General features: G+C 67.6%; 15 protein-coding genes, 1 pseudogene and 1 riboswitch. Of the genes and pseudogenes, 2 read left to right on the top strand and 14 right to left on the bottom strand.

Annotated features, from left to right (window positions below):
- Positions 1-2: 2 nt before the first annotated feature.
- The gene (gene htpG / locus EK403_RS18885) at positions 3-1,898 is read right to left on the bottom strand and encodes a molecular chaperone HtpG (protein WP_128779015.1); all 1,896 of its coding nucleotides are present in this window, start codon (positions 1,896-1,898) and stop codon (positions 3-5) included.
- Between the two features lie 315 nt (positions 1,899-2,213).
- Here htpG and EK403_RS22525 point away from each other — a divergent pair, with 315 nt between their 5' ends.
- Positions 2,214-2,501 (top strand): hypothetical protein, encoded by a 288-nt coding sequence (locus EK403_RS22525; RefSeq protein ID WP_164919677.1) that lies wholly within the window; start codon positions 2,214-2,216, stop codon positions 2,499-2,501.
- Positions 2,502-2,608: 107 nt separating this feature from the next.
- Here EK403_RS22525 and EK403_RS23420 read toward each other — a convergent pair.
- From EK403_RS23420 to katG, 6 genes and pseudogenes are all read right to left on the bottom strand, one after another.
- Positions 2,609-2,761 (bottom strand): annotated as a pseudogene (locus tag EK403_RS23420) (LLM class flavin-dependent oxidoreductase); the annotation flags it as partial.
- A 66-nt stretch (positions 2,762-2,827) separates the two neighbouring features.
- Positions 2,828-3,619, bottom strand: a complete 792-nt coding sequence (locus EK403_RS18875) for a DUF3750 domain-containing protein (protein ID WP_206659588.1) — start codon at positions 3,617-3,619, stop codon at positions 2,828-2,830.
- Positions 3,620-3,871: 252 nt separating this feature from the next.
- Positions 3,872-4,603, bottom strand: a complete 732-nt coding sequence (locus EK403_RS18870; RefSeq protein WP_128779014.1) for a hypothetical protein — start codon at positions 4,601-4,603, stop codon at positions 3,872-3,874.
- 37 nt (positions 4,604-4,640) lie between these two features.
- Complete coding sequence (locus EK403_RS18865) at positions 4,641-5,834, bottom strand: DUF6925 family protein (RefSeq protein WP_128779013.1); 1,194 nt, start codon at positions 5,832-5,834, stop codon at positions 4,641-4,643.
- 85 nt (positions 5,835-5,919) lie between these two features.
- On the bottom strand, positions 5,920-7,929 hold the full coding sequence (locus tag EK403_RS18860; protein ID WP_128779012.1) for a TonB-dependent receptor plug domain-containing protein: 2,010 nt from the start codon (positions 7,927-7,929) through the stop codon (positions 5,920-5,922).
- Between the two features lie 122 nt (positions 7,930-8,051).
- Positions 8,052-8,247, bottom strand: a riboswitch (cobalamin riboswitch).
- A gap of 105 nt (positions 8,248-8,352) precedes the next feature.
- Positions 8,353-10,524 carry a catalase/peroxidase HPI gene (gene katG / locus EK403_RS18855; protein ID WP_128779011.1) on the bottom strand — a complete coding sequence of 724 codons (2,172 nt, stop codon included), beginning with the start codon at positions 10,522-10,524 and terminating at the stop codon, positions 8,353-8,355.
- A 336-nt stretch (positions 10,525-10,860) separates the two neighbouring features.
- Between katG and EK403_RS18850 the strand changes: the two genes are divergently transcribed.
- Positions 10,861-11,793 (top strand): hydrogen peroxide-inducible genes activator, encoded by a 933-nt coding sequence (locus EK403_RS18850; RefSeq protein WP_128779010.1) that lies wholly within the window; start codon positions 10,861-10,863, stop codon positions 11,791-11,793.
- Between the two features lie 93 nt (positions 11,794-11,886).
- Here EK403_RS18850 and selD read toward each other — a convergent pair whose 3' ends face one another.
- The 7 genes from selD to EK403_RS18815 are packed head-to-tail and all read right to left on the bottom strand — an operon-like array spanning position 11,887 to position 15,647.
- The gene (selD, locus tag EK403_RS18845; protein WP_128779009.1) at positions 11,887-12,957 is read right to left on the bottom strand and encodes a selenide, water dikinase SelD; all 1,071 of its coding nucleotides are present in this window, start codon (positions 12,955-12,957) and stop codon (positions 11,887-11,889) included.
- Positions 12,954-13,853, bottom strand: coding sequence for a terminase large subunit domain-containing protein (locus tag EK403_RS18840; protein ID WP_128779008.1), 900 nt, complete (start codon positions 13,851-13,853; stop codon positions 12,954-12,956). The genes selD and EK403_RS18840 overlap by 4 nt, the downstream gene beginning before the upstream one ends.
- A complete protein-coding gene (locus EK403_RS23685) occupies positions 13,853-14,260 on the bottom strand; it encodes a P27 family phage terminase small subunit (RefSeq protein WP_128779007.1) in 408 nt (135 codons plus the stop codon). The genes EK403_RS18840 and EK403_RS23685 overlap by 1 nt, the downstream gene beginning before the upstream one ends.
- Positions 14,247-14,579 carry a phage head closure protein gene (locus tag EK403_RS18830; RefSeq protein WP_128779006.1) on the bottom strand — a complete coding sequence of 111 codons (333 nt, stop codon included), beginning with the start codon at positions 14,577-14,579 and terminating at the stop codon, positions 14,247-14,249. Before EK403_RS18830 ends, EK403_RS23685 begins: the two co-directional genes overlap by 14 nt.
- Positions 14,576-14,992, bottom strand: a complete 417-nt coding sequence (locus EK403_RS18825) for a DUF3168 domain-containing protein (RefSeq protein ID WP_128779005.1) — start codon at positions 14,990-14,992, stop codon at positions 14,576-14,578. The genes EK403_RS18830 and EK403_RS18825 overlap by 4 nt, the downstream gene beginning before the upstream one ends.
- Positions 14,989-15,366, bottom strand: a complete 378-nt coding sequence (locus EK403_RS18820) for an HK97-gp10 family putative phage morphogenesis protein (protein WP_164919676.1) — start codon at positions 15,364-15,366, stop codon at positions 14,989-14,991. The genes EK403_RS18825 and EK403_RS18820 overlap by 4 nt, the downstream gene beginning before the upstream one ends.
- Complete coding sequence (locus EK403_RS18815) at positions 15,363-15,647, bottom strand: head-tail connector protein (protein ID WP_128779003.1); 285 nt, start codon at positions 15,645-15,647, stop codon at positions 15,363-15,365. The genes EK403_RS18820 and EK403_RS18815 overlap by 4 nt, the downstream gene beginning before the upstream one ends.
- Positions 15,648-15,669: the final 22 nt, after the last annotated feature.

Below are 15,669 nucleotides of genomic sequence, written 5' to 3'. Positions count from 1 at the left end.
GCTCAGCGCAGCGCCCGTTCGAGCATCCGAGCGAGGCGGTCCGAGAAGGCGCGCGGGTCGGCGGGCCGCTCGCCGTCGAGGATCCTGGCCTCGTCGAACAGGAGCCGCACCGCGTCGTCGCGGAAGGCCTCGTCGGACGCGCCCTTTTCGGCGAGCGCGGCGACCAGAGCGTGGGTCGCGTTGATCTCGAGGATCGGCTTTGCGCCCCCGCGCGCGGATTGGCCCGACGCGGCCAGGATCTTCTCGAGCTGCCGGTCCAGGCCATAGTCCGGCGCGACGAGGCAGACCGCGCTGCTCGTCAGCCGGTCGGAGGCGCGCACGTCCGAGACGGCGTCGCCGAGCGCGGTCTTGGCGAAGGCGATGAGATCGGCGACCGCGGGGCTGGTCTCCGTCGCCGGCTTGTCGGCGGCGTCGGGGGCCGAGATCGCGCCGAGATCGGCCGCGCCCTGGCTCGCCGACTTGAACGGCTTGCCCTCGAAGCCCTGCGCCGTCGTGACCCAGAAGCTGTCGACGGGATCGGTCAGAAGCAGCACCTCGACGCCGCGCGCCGCAAAACCCTCGAGATGCGGCGAGGACCGGAGCTGGTCGGGATTGCCGCCCGCGAGATAATAGATCGCCGTCTGGTTCTCCTTGAGGTCGGCGACGTAGTCCTTGAGCGTCCGGAAGCCGTCGCTAGACGCCGTGCTGCGGAAGCGGGCGAGCGTGAGGAGCTGCGCCTGCCGCTCGTAATCCTCGTAGATCCCTTCCTTGATCACGGGGCCGAACGCCTCCCAGACCTTGGCGAAGGTCTCGGGCTCGTTCTCCGCGAGCTTTTCGAGGTCGCCGAGGACGCGGTTCGTCAGTCCCTTTCGGATCGCCGCGAGAACCGGGCTCTGCTGGATCATCTCGCGCGAGACATTGAGCGGCAGGTCGGAGGAGTCGACCAGGCCGCGCACGAAGCGCAGCCAGCGCGGCAGCAGCTCGGCGTCGTCGGTGATGAAGACCCGGCGGACATAGAGCTTCATCCGCCCCTTGCGATCGGGGTCGAACAGGTCGAAGGGCGGCGTCGAGGGCGTGAAGGCGAGCGCCACATATTCGTGGCGGCCTTCGGCCCGGTAATGGGTGACGAGCGCCGGCTCGTCGAACTGGCCCGCGACGCCGCGGTAGAAGTCGGCGTATTCCTCCTTGGAGATCTCGGCCTTGGGGCGCGCCCAGAGCGCCGCGCCGTCGGCGATCTGCTCGGGCTCGGCGCCGGCCTCGGCGAGCGAGATCGGCACCGGCACATGTCCCGACTGCTCCTTGACGATGCGCTCCAGCATCCAACGCTCGGCGTAGGTCCTGGCGTCCTCCATCAGATGGAGCGTCACACGGGTCCCGCGCGCCGGGGCCGCCGCCGGGTCGAGCTCGGTGATCGTGAACGCGCCCTTGCCGTCCGACGCCCAGAGCGCCGCCTCCGCGGAGCCGGCCCGGCGCGACGCGACCTCCACGCGGTCGGCGACCATGAAGACCGAGTAGAAGCCGACGCCGAACTGGCCGATCAGCTGCGCGCCCTCCTTGGACCCGTCTTTGGATTGCGCGGTCTCGAGCCGGTCCATGAAGGCGCGGGTGCCGGAGCGCGCGATGGTGCCGAGAGCCTCGGCCATCTCGTCGCGGCTCATGCCGACGCCGTTGTCTTCGACGACCAGCCGGCCGGCCTCCTTGTCCGCCGTGATCACGATGCGGGGTTTCGGGTCATCGCCGAGCAGCGACGGGGTTTCGATCGCCTCGAAGCGCAGCTTCTCGCAGGCGTCTGCGGCGTTCGACACGAGTTCGCGGAGGAACACGTCGCGGTCCGAATAGACCGAATGCACCATGAGGTGCAGGAGCTTCGCCACGTCGGCCTCGAAGGGGCGAGATTCGGGCGCGGCGGCGTCTGGCATCGAGGCGTCTCCCGGGAGGCGTTTTCAGGCGGGTGAGATGCCCCCCGGCGTCCCGCAGTTCAAGGGCCTTGCGGCCGGAGGGGCGGTCGCGAGATCGAACGCCGCTCCGGCGTCGCCGATGTCCGTAGTTTTACTGACGAGGTCTTCCGATACGGCGACGACCCTCGGTTTCGTCATGCAAGAGGCGCCCCGCGCGACCACCGCCCACGACCGCCGGCGGCTTATCCTGACCTTTTGCTTCGACTCTTCTTGGGAGGTCTGCTAGGCGTCGCGGCAAGGCCGCGATGGACGGCCGCGATGACATCGGGGTCAGACATGACGAACAGCCCTTCCCTGCGCCGCGCCGGCGCCGCCGTTCTCGGTTGCGCTCTCGCGCTCACGACGCTCGCGCCGACCGCTGCCGAAGCCGGACGCCGCCACTATCACCGTCACCACCACCACAATGACGGCGCGGTCGCGGCCGCGGTCGGCATCGGCATTCTGGGCGTCGCCGCCGCAGCCGCCGCCGCCAACGCCCGCGAGCGCGAATGCTGGTACGAGCGCCGCCGCGTCGAGACCCCGTCCGGCCGCGTCGTCCTGCGCCGCATCAAGGTCTGCGACTGACGTTCGCGCGAACGATCGCGATCGACGAGGGGCGACTCGCGACGCGGGGCCGCCCTTTCTCTTTTCAGAGGCTTGGCCTGTTCCGCGGCGGCGCCCCGCGCTTCCAGCCTCAGCCGGCCGATGATCTTCTGCGCGAAACGGCGCATCTCGGTCTCGAAAGGCTGGAACTGCAACATGAACAACCCGATCCCGGCTTCGTGGAAGGCCGCGATGCGCTTCGCGACCTCGTCATAGGAGCCGACGAGCCCCGCGGCCGCGCCTCGCATTGAGTGTGTGTCGAATGTTTAGGACCGCTCTCCGCGATCAGAATGTCTCTGGTGGCTAGATTAGGCGGCCGACCCGAAACCGAACCTGCCGAGGCCCGGAAGGTTGACGGCGGGCCGCCGGAACTCGACGCCGAGCACCGCGCCCAGAACGTTGATCTCCAAGCCCTCGAACCAGCCGACCGTCACGCCGCCATAGCCGCCGAGCGTGAAGCGGAAGCCGGTCTTCGACGGCGTCAGCGACAGCCAGTCGCCGCCATAGGGATAGTCCTTGCCGACGGCCGTGGTCGGGAGCTTGGCGTCGAGCTCGGGCGCCGCGGCCATCACCGCGGCCACGAAGGTGTTGGAGTTCGGACCCGGCCAGGCGCGATAGTCGCCGGACTCTCGGAATTTGTAGCTCTCGATCGCGGCCTCGATCTCGGGGATGGCTCGCTCCGCCTTCGCGCCGTCGGCTGCGAAGACGACGTCCGGGATGCGCCCGAACCAGCGCCCGTCGGCCGCGAAGCCGTTGACCCGGATCGGCTCGCCCCAGGCGGTGTAATCGTAACGCGTGTAGCCGCCGGCGCCCTGGGACTTCAGCACGATCCAGCAATGCGTCGCGAAGATGCCCTTCCAGCGCACCGTCCGCGCCGCGAACACCCGCACCACCGCCTCGCGCTGCTCGCCCGCAGGCTTCAGGAGGCCCGCGCTCGACCGGTCGGCCGTGCGCCAGCCGGCGGCCTCGCCGTCGAGCGCGTAGAGCGCGGCCGAGACGGCGAGCGGCGCCAGAAACGAGATGAGGAAGGCGAGGAGCAGCGCGCGCAGCATCGACACAGGCTCGGAGGTCTTGGGAAAGGAGCGGAGCACCCTGATCATGTAGGCGCGCGCGGCGCTCCGCGGCAGGGCGACCAGGAGGTGTTGATCGTGTTGTCTGATTTCCGGTGTCGGCCGAAGCTCGATCCGCCTGGCCAGATGTCGGGCAATCGTCGCCGAGCGGCGGCGAGAGGCGTCGAAATAATCCGGGATCTGAAGTCCGAACCAGGAAGGATTTGGCGAGGAGCAAGGTGGGCGAACATGCCGCGCCGCGGCCGCTGGAACAGAGCTAATTCGAGTTTATGGCGTTCAGTCTCACTGATATGGCGGCTGTGGACCCGCCTCACCAGGCCTGAACTTGAATAGCGCCTCGACGCTCTCCTCGAACTCTTCTTGCGTATAGCTCAGCGGCATGTTTGGCCGATAAGAAAAATTCCCGGGGCCGACGCCTTCAAACGTCGAGCTGCTTGCTCCGCTTACACGAAGTTGAATGTTGTTGCAGTCTCTGAGCAGGTCGGAGATGCGGTTTCGGACGAACATCGACGCGGCTGCGCTTATGTTGATGGCTTGGCGCAAGATCTCCGCATGGACATCGGGGATCGAACTGTTCACGACCTTCGCGGTCGCGAATTGCGACACATCGTCGATCCCAATGAATTCGGCGAAGTTACTTATTGCGGCACGATTGTCGTAATCTTTCAACACAATATCCGAGCTATTGAATATTAATCCAAGCCGCGCCGCCACCGCATCTCTGTTCAAGAGCAGGTCAATGACAGTGCTCTTGGCGAACTCCTCGAACATCGGCACCGGAACTACAGAAGTTGCTTGCGCGCCTGCTTTTATCGGAACTCGATTGACAATAATTTGCTTATAGTACGATTTGACCCAGTCGACATCGTCACGACAGAAAAGAAGAATCCTGAGATTGTGCCCGTCGAGCAGCCTCCAAAGGTCGCTCTGTTTCGCGTCCAGGCGAAATACCTGATTTGATATCGACTCGTTCGAAAGCACGAGCGTGCCGTTCGCCGGCATGTTGGTCAGCATGCTCGTGAGAAGCGGGAAGTTCTTGGAGCGAAGTTCCTTAAGGATGAACTGGTGTCTGGGAGAGGTCCGGTCGAGAACCGCCTTCGGATAGAAGATCCCGCGCTCTCGGAGCGCCACCCGATTTGCCCACATCCAAGCTTGAATGGCCGATGTGCCTGTTTTGGGCATGCCCGGATGAATGACGATATTGGCCATGAGGCCGTACCCCGCGGTCAACTGAAGATCGCTTGGTGATGACGTCGATCATCTCCTTTTTCGTTTTCCGGGCGGAACTGAATGAAGTCAAGCGCTCTCGGCAGGCGGCAGATTCAAAGACTAAATTTGACTTTGTCCATAAAGTTAGTTGGATTATCGGCACGGAGATCTCGGGCTCGATCGAGGGAATGCGGGGGTTGGGCGAGGCGCGTTCCGTCGGAAGCATTCCAACGAGAGCGCCGATCGGGAAGGCTCGCCGCATCTCGTCGCGCGATATCGACGCAGGTGCGCTCCGTGGTCGCGAGGAGAGAGCCTCGTCGCCGATCGAAGGCGTCGCCTGGCTCCCGAGGGCGGGACGTGTGACGCCGGGGATCCAGGCGTCCTCGTCGAGCAGATAGCGGGTCTCGACCGTCTCTTCGGCGAGGCGGACGATGCGTTCGGGCGGGGAGGCGGCGCCGGGAGGACTGGCCGACCCGTCCACGGGGATCAGCTGGAAAACCTCGATCCGGCCGAACCGCGTGACGAAGACGCGGTGCGGGCTCGCCTTGAGGACGGCCATCAGGGCGCTGGTCGAGACGTCGAACAGCGACCGGCCCTCGCTCTCCCGCAGGACATCGATCAGCCGGTCGTCGTTGGTGCGGACGCAGGCGTCGACCTGCAGGCGGTCGAGGCCGAGGTCGAACAGCGGCGCGCCCCGGTCGTCGGCGCGCACGGCGTCCAGGTCGCGGCCAAGCTCGGTGACGACGCTGCGGCGGTTCATGGCGCAGGCGTCGCGCGGCAGGCAGAGCGCGACCTGCTGGCTCCAGGTCCTGGCCCGGCTCATCGCAGTCTCGTACGCGAAGGGCGTCAGGCCGTCGGCGGGTTCCAGCCTGATCGCGCCGCGCGCCGTGAAGGCCGCGAGCCCGTGGTCGCCCGGAAAGGCCGCCGGTTCGTCGGCGTCGCGCATGAACTCGGCCACCACCCCGAAGGTCCCGAGATGCCAATGGGTCTCGTGCGAGCCGATATGCCGCTCGAGGAGCGCCGCCACTTCGGTCATCGGTTGTTCTCCTCGTCGTTCGGATCGATGCGGCGCCAGGGCGCGATCAGCGTCGCGTCGTGCGCTGCGGCGCGCGCGAGGCGCATCAGAACGAGACCTTCACGCCGCCGAAGGCCGCGCGGCCGGGCGTACCGTAGGTGAAGACCTCTTCGTATTTCCGGTCGAAGAGGTTCTCGACCCGGCCGTAGACCTCGGCGTTGTCCGTCACCTCGAAGGACGCCGCGACGTTGACCAGTGTGTAGGCCTTGAGCGGGACCTGCGAGCGGACGAACGTCGTGGCGTCGAACGCGAAGTTCTTCTGCCGGCTATTGTGGACGACGCCGAGATTGGCGTTCCCGCGTCCATCGAGGAACGCGTAGTTGAAATTGAGGCTCGCGACATGACGCGGCTGGCGCACCAGCGTGTCCCCGTTCACGTCCTCGCCGTCGATGACGGCATAGGCCGCGCGGACGCTGAGGTCGGCGAGCGGCCGCACCGTCAGCCCAAGCTCGACGCCGTCGATCTTGGACATGCCCGGCAGATTGATAGGACGGGAGAAGAACTCGCCGGTCTCACGATCCTTCGTCGACTCGCTTGAGATCAGATCTTTGACGCGCTGCTGAAAGTAGGTCGCGTCGATGGCGACGCGGCCGTCGAGGAACGGCTGGTCGAAGCCCACGTCCCAGCCCCGGCCCCTCTCCGGCGTGAGGTCGGCGTTGCCCCGGAAGTCGCCCGAGAAGCCGTAGAGCTCCTGAACGGTCGGGTTCTTCACGCCCGTGCCGAACGAGGCCCGCAGCTTCGCGCCCACGCCTTCCAGGGTATAGGCGCTCGCCAGCCGGTAGGTCGTCTCGTCCTTGAAGCGGTCGTTGAGATCGTGGCGGACGCTGGCGGTGACGAAGAGGCGCTCGAACAGGCCGATCTGATGCTGCGCGACAAGGCCGGTGTTCTCGATCGACTTGCGGACCTTCTCGGGCAGGAACGTGCTGTCGCCGACGGTCCAGTCGCGCTGGTTGTCGGCCCCGAAGGTCAGCACATGGCTCGCGGGCAGGCGGCCGCCGGTCGCGAAGCGCAGATTGGACTGGTAGTCGACCTTGCGGGTCTCGCCGAGCGAGGAGGAGGTCTTGAGGCCGTCGCCGTCATATTGGCGGCGGTCCGAGTTCGTGTAGCTGAGGCCGAGAATGTGGTCCCAGGCGCCGTCGAGCAGCGTCGCCCTGGCCTGCGTCCGGCCGAAGAACTGCTCGCCCTTCTCGCGGTCGCGATTGTCGACCGCGGCCGCGAAGGGAAAGCCCGGCGCGGACCCGAAACCGTCGCGGTCGGCGTCGAACTCGGCATAGCGGGCGACGCCGGTGATCTCGAACAACTCGCTCGGCCGCACCGAGAACTTGGCGAGGCCGGTGGCGTTCTCATAGCCGTCGCGGTCGCGCCACGAGGCGACGGCAGGGTCGGCGAAGCGCCTGGCTGTCGAGACGCCGCTCGTCCGGAAGCCCTGGCCCGCGATCAGGTAGTCATAGGCCTCCGTCCCGCCCGAGATCGACGCCTGCCCGGTCATGGTCCTGAAGGAGCCGCCCTCGACGCTCGCGCGGAAGCGCGTGGAGCCCGGCTCGCTCTTGCGGGTCACGATGTTGACGACGCCGCCGAGCGCGTCCGAGCCGTAGAGCGCGCTTTGCGGTCCGCGCAGCACGTCGACGCGCTCGACCTCGAGCGACATCAGATTCGCAAAGTCGAACTCGCCGGCGGTCGCCGGGTCGTTCACCTCGATCCCGTCGATCAGCACGAGCGTCTGGTTGCCTTCGGCGCCGCGGATGCGCAGCTGCGTCAGGCCGCCGATCGGCCCCGTGCGGTTGACCGCGACGCCCGGCATTTCGCGCAGCGCGTCGGAGACCAGGCGGATCTGGCGCCTTTCGAGGTCTTCGCCCGAGAGCGAGGACACCGCGCTGCCGATCGCGGCGGTCGGGCCGTCGACCTTGTTGGCGGTGAGGGAAAGTTCTTCGAGGTCGGTCACCGCGCCGTCGGGGACGGATTGCGCAGCGGCGGCGGAGATCAGGCAGGCGTGGACGGCCGCGAATGCGGCGGAGCGCACGACGGCGCCCCGAAGACGGATGGGAAGGTTGGACATCGAGACCCCGAGCGGGACGAGTGGCACGTCACCGCGAACTCGAAGTCTCCCCGATCACACGCAGATCGCCCGCGTCCGACGGTTCGCCAACCATCGGTGCACCCCGCCCGACGCGTCCGCGTGTGACCACACGACTGACGGCAGGTCTCCTGGCTCGCGGGTCGCTGCGCTTGGCGTCGCCTTCCCAGGCTCGGGAGCCCAGTGGCCGATGACGAAGCGCTCGCCGCTTACAGTTGCGGGGGCAGCCGCAGCTTCGGGCCGAAGCCCCACTGCGTTCCCTTTTGATCCCCGAGGGGAACCGTCGGGCCGGACGCTATGGCGGGACTGTGGCGGGTGTCAATCGGCGTCACGGCTCGACGCCGTGGCCCTGCCGCGCTCTCCGGCCGCCGCCGGGATGGCGGCGGCCGGGGAGCTTCGTCCGGATCAGACCAGGTCGAAGCGGTCGAGGTTCATCACCTTGGTCCAGGCCGCCACGAAGTCCTTCACGAACTTCTCCTTGGCGTCGGAGGCGGCGTAGACCTCGGCGAGGGCGCGCAGCACCGAGTTCGAGCCGAAGACCAGGTCGGCGCGCGAGGCCGTCCAGGTCTTCTCGCCCGACTTGCGGTTCACGCCTTCGAATGACCGCTTGGAGTCGTCGGTCGCGGTCCACTTCGTGTCCATCGAGAGCAGGTTGACGAACACGTCATTGGTGAGCTGGCCGGGCTTGTCGGTCAGGACGCCTCGCGTGGACCCGTCGGCGTTGATGTTGATCGCGCGGAGACCGCCGAACAGCACCGTCAGTTCCGGCGCGGTCAGCGTCAGGAGCTGCGCCTTGTCGATCAGCGCCACCTCGGCGCGCTTCGTCCCGGACGTCTCGTAGTTGCGGAAGCCGTCGAGCTCCGGCTCCAGGTAGCTGAAGCTCTCGACGTCGGTGTCCTCCTGCCGGGCGTCGGCGCGGCCCGGCGCGAACGGGACGGTCACGGAGTGGCCTGCGGCCTTCGCCGCCTTCTCGACGCCGGCGTTTCCGGCCAGCACGATCAGGTCGGCGATGGAGACCTTCTTGCCGCCGCTCGCGTGGCTATCGAACTCGGCCTTCACGCCCTCCAGCACGCCGAGAACCTTCGCCAGCTGCTCGGGCCGGTTGACCGCCCAGTCCTTCTGAGGGCTGAGGCGGATGCGCGCGCCATTGGCGCCGCCGCGCTTGTCGCCTCCGCGGAACGTGGACGCGGACGCCCAGGCGGTCCCGACGAGCTCGGAGACGGTGAGGCCGGACTCCAGGATCTTGGCCTTGAGGGTCGCCGCGTCCGCCTCGTCGATCAACGGGTGGTCGACGTCCGGAATGGGGTCCTGCCAGATCAGCACTTCCTTGGGAACTTCCGGGCCGAGATAGCGCGAACGGGGACCGAGGTCGCGGTGGGTCAGCTTGAACCAGGCGCGCGCGAAGGTTTCGGCGAAGGCCTGCGGATCCTCCAGGAAACGGCGCGAGATCTTCTCGTAGATTGGGTCGAAGCGCAGCGACAGGTCGGTCGTCAGCATCGTCGGCTTGATCTTCCTCGACGGATCATGAGCCATCGGGATGATCTCGGGGGCGTCCTTGGCCTCCCACTGAATGGCGCCCGCTGGGCTGCGGGTCTGCACCCATTCGAACTTGAACAGGTTCTCGAAGAAGAAGTTGCTCCACTGCGCCGGCGTCTGGGTCCAGGTGACCTCGAGGCCCGAACCGATGGCGTCGCCGCCGTGGCCCGCGCCGTAGCTTGAGCTCCAGCCGAGGCCCTGATCTTCGATATCCGCCGCCTCGGGGTCCGGTCCCTTGTAGGATTCGGCCGCGGCGCCGTGGGTCTTGCCGAAGGTGTGGCCGCCCGCGATCAGCGCGACGGTCTCCTCGTCGTTCATCGCCATGCGCTTGAAGGTCTCGCGGATGAATTCGGCGGCCGAGAGCGGGTCGCCGTTGCCGTCAGGCCCCTGCGGGTTGACGTAGATCAGGCCCATCTCGGTCGCGCCGAGCGTCTTCTCGAACTTGTCGAGCGTGCGGTGGGTCAGCCAGTCGGTCTCGTTGCCCCAATTGACGTCGCGATCCGGCTCCCAGGTGTCCGCGCGGCCACCGGCGAAGCCGAAGGTGCGGAAGCCCATGGTCTCGAGCGCCACGTTGCCGGTGAGGATCAGCAGGTCCGCCCAGGAGATCGCCTGGCCGTATTTCTGCTTGATCGGCCACAGCAGGCGCCGCGACTTGTCGATGTTGACGTTGTCCGGCCAGGCGTTGAGCGGGGCGAAGCGCTGCTGGCCGCGGCCGCCGCCGCCGCGGCCGTCGGCGAGACGATAGGTGCCGGCGGCGTGCCAGGACATGCGGATGAACTGCGGTCCGTAATGGCCGAAATCGGCCGGCCACCAGTCTTGGCTGTCGGTCATCAGCTTGCGCAGGTCGTTCTTCAGCGCCGCGTAGTCGAGCTTCTTGAACGCCTCGCGATAGTCGAACGCGGGGTCCAGCGGATCGGATTTGGCGGAGTGCTGGTTCAAGAGGTCGACCGGCAGCGTATTGGGCCACCAGTCGGTGTTCTGCCTGGGGCCGCCATGCGCGACGGGGCACTTGCCCGTGCTGTCCTCGGTCTTCGCGTCCATGTTTCTCTCCGATCTTGTCTAGGCTGATTGCGTGATGTCGGTTGGCGCGCGGACCTGGCTCGGGCGCGCGCGATCTCCTGTCAGGGCCGGCGGAATGAACGAACGTTGGACGACGGAAACGCGAATGCTCGCCGGCGGGAGGCCGAGCCGGGACGCAACGACAGGCGGGCGGAAATCACCGGCTCCAAGGGGCCGGTCGCCTGTGATCGCCCATCATCAACCCTTGCGGCGCGCAGCAGCCGTGGCATCTGTTCCTCCCCTTCGCAGCGAGCGTCTTACCAGAGCCGTTTCATTATATTAATTCCGATTTCCTGATTGTGACGATAAGTTGAGCTTATGAAAAACCTCACTCTCAAGCAGTTCCGCTATTTCGAGGCCTTGGCGCGGCACGGCCATTTCGGGCGCGCGGCCGAAGCATGCTCGATCTCCCAGCCGGCCTTGTCGATGCAGATCAAGGCGCTCGAGGAGGAGCTCGGAGCGGCGCTTTTTGAGAGAGACCGGCGTCAGGTTCGTCTGACGAGTTTCGGCGAAGAGATCGCCCTCAGAGCCAGGGACATCCTGCGTTCGCTCGACGATCTGGAGGGATTTGCGCGCGCCTCCCGGGGCGGGCTGGTCGGGAGGCTGCGCATCGGCGTGATACCGACCATCGCGCCCTATCTGCTCCCCAGCCTCATCGCCGACATGACGCGGCTGCATGGCGGCCTCGACCTTCATGTCCGCGAGACGTTGACGCCGAAGCTCGTCCAGGAATTGAACGACGGGCGCCTCGACATGGCGATCGTCGCTTTGCCGGTGTCGGAGCCCTCCTTGGCCGAAGCGGCGCTCTTCACAGAGGATTTCGTCCTCGTCCGGCCGCGCGAGGACGAGGGAAAACCCGTCCCAAATCGCGAGGCCCTTCGCGAAATGAGACTGCTGCTCCTGGAGGAGGGGCACTGCTTTCGCGATCAGGCCCTGTCGTTCTGCAACAAGCACCCGCACGCCGCGCAGCCGCGCGATCTGCTGGACGCCAGCTCGCTGTCCACGCTCGTCCAGATGGTCGAGGCGGGTCTCGGAGTGACCCTGATCCCCGAAATGGCGGTGGGGGTCGAGACGCGCTCGGCCTCGGTGTCCGTCGCGCGCTTCAAGAAGCCCCAGCCGTCCCGGACCATCGGCATGGTCTGGCGCCGGACGAGCCCGCTGACCAAGCAACTCCTCCAGATCTCCGACGTGGTCCGCCAATCGGCAGGGACGCTGCGCCAATCAGGCGCGTCGCGTAGTCTTCCCGGCTGACGGATGCCGATCACGTTTGACGACGGCCGCGCCGGCAGTGGCGGTCGTCGAAAGCGACGGCGGCGTGTCCTCTTGGGGATCAGCGCCGGCCCGTCACGCCAGGCAGCGGACTCCCGGTTCGCCCTCCTGGATGCGGCCGACCACGGCGGCGTCCCCGAAACCGACGGAGCGCGCCAGCTCGACCGTCGCAGCCGCCTTTTGCGGCGCGCAACTGATGAGCAGGCCGCCGGAGGTCTGGGGGTCGGTCAGAAGATGCCGACGCCAGTCGGGCAGGCCCTCGGGCAGACGAACGGCGTCGCCGTAACTTTGCCAGTTGCGGTGCGAGGCGCCGGTGACGAAGCCCTCCTGCGCGAGATGTTCGGCCTCCGGCAGCAGCGGCAGGGCGTCGAGGTCGAAGACCACGGAGACGCCCGCGCCGCGCGCGACCTCGAGCCCGTGTCCGAGCAGTCCGAAGCCCGTCACGTCGGTCATGGCGTGGACGTCAGAATCCTTTGCGAACTCGACCCCGACCTTGTTGAGGCGCGTCGTGGTCGCGACGAAATCACGATAGGCGCCGGCCGAAAGCGCTCCCTTCTTGATGGCCGCCGAATAGACGCCGACGCCGAGCGGCTTCGTCAGGATCAGCGCATCGCCGATCTTCGCGTCGGAGTTCTTCCTCAACCTGTCCCGCTGGCAGAGTCCGACGACCGCGAGGCCATAGACCGGCTCGGGATTGTCGATCGAATGGCCGCCCGCGACCGGGACGCCGGCCTCGGCGCAAATTTCGGCGCCGCCCTTCAGGATTTCGGCCACCGTCTCGGGCGCGATCTTGCCGACCGGCATGCCGAGAATTGCGAGCGCGAAGATCGGCGTCCCCCCCATCGCGTAGACGTCCGAGATCGCGTTGGTGGCGGCGATCCGGCCGAAATCGACGGGGTCGTCCACCATCGGCATGAAGAAGTCGGTGGTGCCGATGACGCAGGTCTCGCCGTCGAGCGCCCAGACCGCCGCGTCGTCCGAGGTCTCGGCGCCGACCAGCAGCCGTTCGAAGGGTCCGTGCTTCGGCTGGTTCTCGAGCAGCGCCGTCAGGACGCCCGGCGCGATCTTGCAGCCGCAGCCGCCGCCATGCGCAAGGCTCGTCAGGCGGACGGTTTCGCGCGCGGGTTGGGGAACGGCGATGTTCATGGCGGGTCTCCTGACGAGATCACCATATGAGCGCGAACGTCCGCTCGACCAGCGAGTCCGTCAACCCGGCGTCGGACGAGCCGCCGCCGTCGATCCACAGGGCGCGGAGACCGCGGGCGCGGTCCAGAACTTGAAGGCCCGAGCAATTTTATTCGAGGCGACGCGGCGCACCAAGCCGCCGCCGCAAAACGCCGACGCGATTTGCTACCGCCCGCTTCACAGGCGCCGGACGAAAAGCGCCGGGCGTGGCCGAACACGTCCGCGGCGAGGTTCTTCGTGCCGACGCCGGCCTGGGAAATGACAATGCCGAGCGAGCCGGGCACCTTGTTCAGGCCAGTGCGCAGCGTGTCGTAAAGGCGGCGGTCCTTCCAGGCGTGGATCTCGTCGAACAGCACGAAGGACGACGTCTTGCCGTTGGCGGTCGCGGCGTCGGCAGAGATCGCCTTGAGCGTGCTGCGCGCCGTGCGATGCGTGATCTCGTGGCGGCTGTCCCGGATGCTGACGTGACGGCCGAGGCGGGGATCGGCAACCACGAAGCCCATGCACTCATTGAAGGCGATGCGGGCCTGTTCGCGGTTGCAGGCGGCGAGCGCGACCTGTCCGAGCGGGAGCTTCTCCCAGCCGATCGTGTGGAGCATCGAGAGGCCGGCGCCCAGGCCCGTCTTATGCGAACCGCGCGGGAGCATGATGTCCACCATGCGGTAGCGGCGCGTTCCGTCGTGCCAACGCGGGCCATAGATCATGCGGACAAGCCGCTCCATCCACGGGTCAAGCTGAAAGGGGCCGCCGGTCGCGGCGTGCCGAAGGCCGCGGAGGAACTGGACCGCGCGCTCGCCGTGGCCGAGCGGGTCGTCGATCGGCGAGCCGTCGAACAGCCAGTCGGGACGCCGCGCCATCAGATCCCCATCGCGGCGAGGTCGGCGTTGTCATGGGCACCGGACGCGATGAAGCGCGAGCCGGCGGCGGGGCTGGCGTAGAGCTCGGCGGCGTAGCGCAGAGCAGTCTTGCTGGCGCCGTCCTGGAGGCGCATGAGGCGCGCGACGTCGCCACCGGCCGCCGCGGTCGCCTGGATCTGGCGCTCGAGCTCGCGGACGCGGCCCAGGTGGACGCAATAGACCTCGAGGAGCGGGAGATGCACGGGCGCGAAGGCGCCGGACGCGACGACGTGCGGGGCGACGCGCCGCCATTCGGCGCGACCCTCGGCCGTCAGGTGCGCGGGTGCCTTCGGGGCGCGGGTGAGCGCGTCCTTCGCGGGCCTCGGCGCGGCCTTCGGTCCAGCACGAGATCGACTAGCCGAGGGCATCTGCCGCCTTCGTGGTGGCGCGGATCTCTAGGCCCTCGCGGCGGCCGAGCTCGACGAGCGACGTGACGCCATAGGCGCGGCCGTTGAAGCGGACGCGGTCGGTTTCCTGAAGGCCGTCGAGGTAGCGCACGCGGAAGATGATGGTGGTCGACTGGGAGACGCCGGCGCCCGTCAGGAACTCGTCGGCGGCGACCTGGACGACCTCGGCCGGGACCGTCGCGAGCGTGGTCCAGGTGTCCAAGGGCACGCCGTCGAGGTCGATGTCCATCGCGCCCAGGCGCTCGATGGCGATGGCGCGGTCCAGGCGGCCGGCCCTCACTGGATCGGCTCCTCGATGAGCACGCCCACGTAGAGCGTGGCGTGGCCGCGTTCGCTCGACGGATCGCGGCTGAAGACGACGCGTTCGATCTGCTGGTCCAGGATGCGGAAGCCGTCCGCGAGGTCCAGGTCGGCGCGCAGCGCGTCCGCGACGAGACCGGCGATGTTGCGGGCGGCGGACGTGCCGCCGGCGAGGGTCCAGACGTCGAGCTTCGCCAGCACGCGGGCGTGACGCCGGGAGAGCGTCAGGTTCTCGCGCAGCGCCGTGCCTTCGCCGATCTGGATCACGGCCGGGGCCTCGGGGCGCGTCTGGGCGTCGACGATCTGCGCGACGGGAACGGCCGCGATAACGGCCGGCGTGGCGACGAGACGAGCGCGCATGGCGCGGTGCAGGGCGACGGGCGCGAACGTCATCCGCCGCCCCACTTCTTGAGCGCCTTGTTCACGGCGCGATTGATCTGCCCGGAGCGGCGCTTTTCGAGGAGCCGGAACGCGGGCCAATAGAACGGGTCCGCGTCGGCGTTGGGCGTGCCGAATTCGATGAACGTCGCCTGAGGCGCGTCCTGATCGCCGGCGACGACGGTGCGAGACAGGTTGTCGGCGCCGGGCTCGACGCGGACGGAGTCGGCGAGGTCGCCATCCTGCCGCGGCGCAAGCGCCTGGGCGTTGTCCGCGAACTCGTGCGCCGACTTGTCTAGGGCCTTCTCGACCTCTGCCTGGACCTGGGCGGGGATGGTCTTGAGGAGGTCGCGGCGGATGGCGGCGAGCGCCGCCTTATTCGAGCTCACGCCGCCGGCTCCTGCCAGCGGTGTTGGTTCACGAGATCCCAGAACCCGATCGGAAGCTGGCGCGCATCGAGGCCGACGATCGTGTCCTCGCGGTGCTCATAGAAGTTCGCGACGAGCATCCGCACGGCCTGCTTAAGGCTCGCCGGGACAGGGTCGGGCATCGGGTCGACGAACTGGCGGACGTAGTCTTCCGCGGCCTCGATGTAGTCGCCGAGGAGCTCGTCGTCGGCAGTGCCGACGATGCGGAGATGCGCCTTGACGTTAGAGACTGTAATAATCATCAAGTGGGACCGAAGCGAAGGA

Source organism: Hansschlegelia zhihuaiae, assembly GCF_004103825.1.
Classification (GTDB): Bacteria; Pseudomonadota; Alphaproteobacteria; order Rhizobiales; family Methylopilaceae; genus Methylopila; species Methylopila zhihuaiae.
This window is presented reverse-complemented; position numbering and strand designations above follow the sequence as displayed.

Excerpts from the sequence above, each read along its gene's own strand:
- htpG (WP_128779015.1), bottom strand. The coding sequence starts at position 1,898 with ATGCCAGACGCCGCCGCGCCCGAATCTCGCCCCTTCGAGGCCGACGTG.
- EK403_RS22525 (WP_164919677.1), top strand. The coding sequence starts at position 2,214 with ATGACGAACAGCCCTTCCCTGCGCCGCGCCGGCGCCGCCGTTCTCGGT.
- EK403_RS18875 (WP_206659588.1), bottom strand. The coding sequence starts at position 3,619 with ATGATCAGGGTGCTCCGCTCCTTTCCCAAGACCTCCGAGCCTGTGTCG.
- EK403_RS18870 (WP_128779014.1), bottom strand. The coding sequence starts at position 4,603 with ATGCTGACCAACATGCCGGCGAACGGCACGCTCGTGCTTTCGAACGAG.
- EK403_RS18865 (WP_128779013.1), bottom strand. The coding sequence starts at position 5,834 with ATGACCGAAGTGGCGGCGCTCCTCGAGCGGCATATCGGCTCGCACGAG.
- EK403_RS18860 (WP_128779012.1), bottom strand. The coding sequence starts at position 7,929 with ATGTCCAACCTTCCCATCCGTCTTCGGGGCGCCGTCGTGCGCTCCGCC.
- katG (WP_128779011.1), bottom strand. The coding sequence starts at position 10,524 with ATGGACGCGAAGACCGAGGACAGCACGGGCAAGTGCCCCGTCGCGCAT.
- EK403_RS18850 (WP_128779010.1), top strand. The coding sequence starts at position 10,861 with ATGAAAAACCTCACTCTCAAGCAGTTCCGCTATTTCGAGGCCTTGGCG.
- selD (WP_128779009.1), bottom strand. The coding sequence starts at position 12,957 with ATGAACATCGCCGTTCCCCAACCCGCGCGCGAAACCGTCCGCCTGACG.
- EK403_RS18840 (WP_128779008.1), bottom strand. The coding sequence starts at position 13,853 with ATGGCGCGGCGTCCCGACTGGCTGTTCGACGGCTCGCCGATCGACGAC.
- EK403_RS23685 (WP_128779007.1), bottom strand. The coding sequence starts at position 14,260 with ATGCCCTCGGCTAGTCGATCTCGTGCTGGACCGAAGGCCGCGCCGAGG.
- EK403_RS18825 (WP_128779005.1), bottom strand. The coding sequence starts at position 14,992 with ATGACGTTCGCGCCCGTCGCCCTGCACCGCGCCATGCGCGCTCGTCTC.
- EK403_RS18815 (WP_128779003.1), bottom strand. The coding sequence starts at position 15,647 with ATGATTATTACAGTCTCTAACGTCAAGGCGCATCTCCGCATCGTCGGC.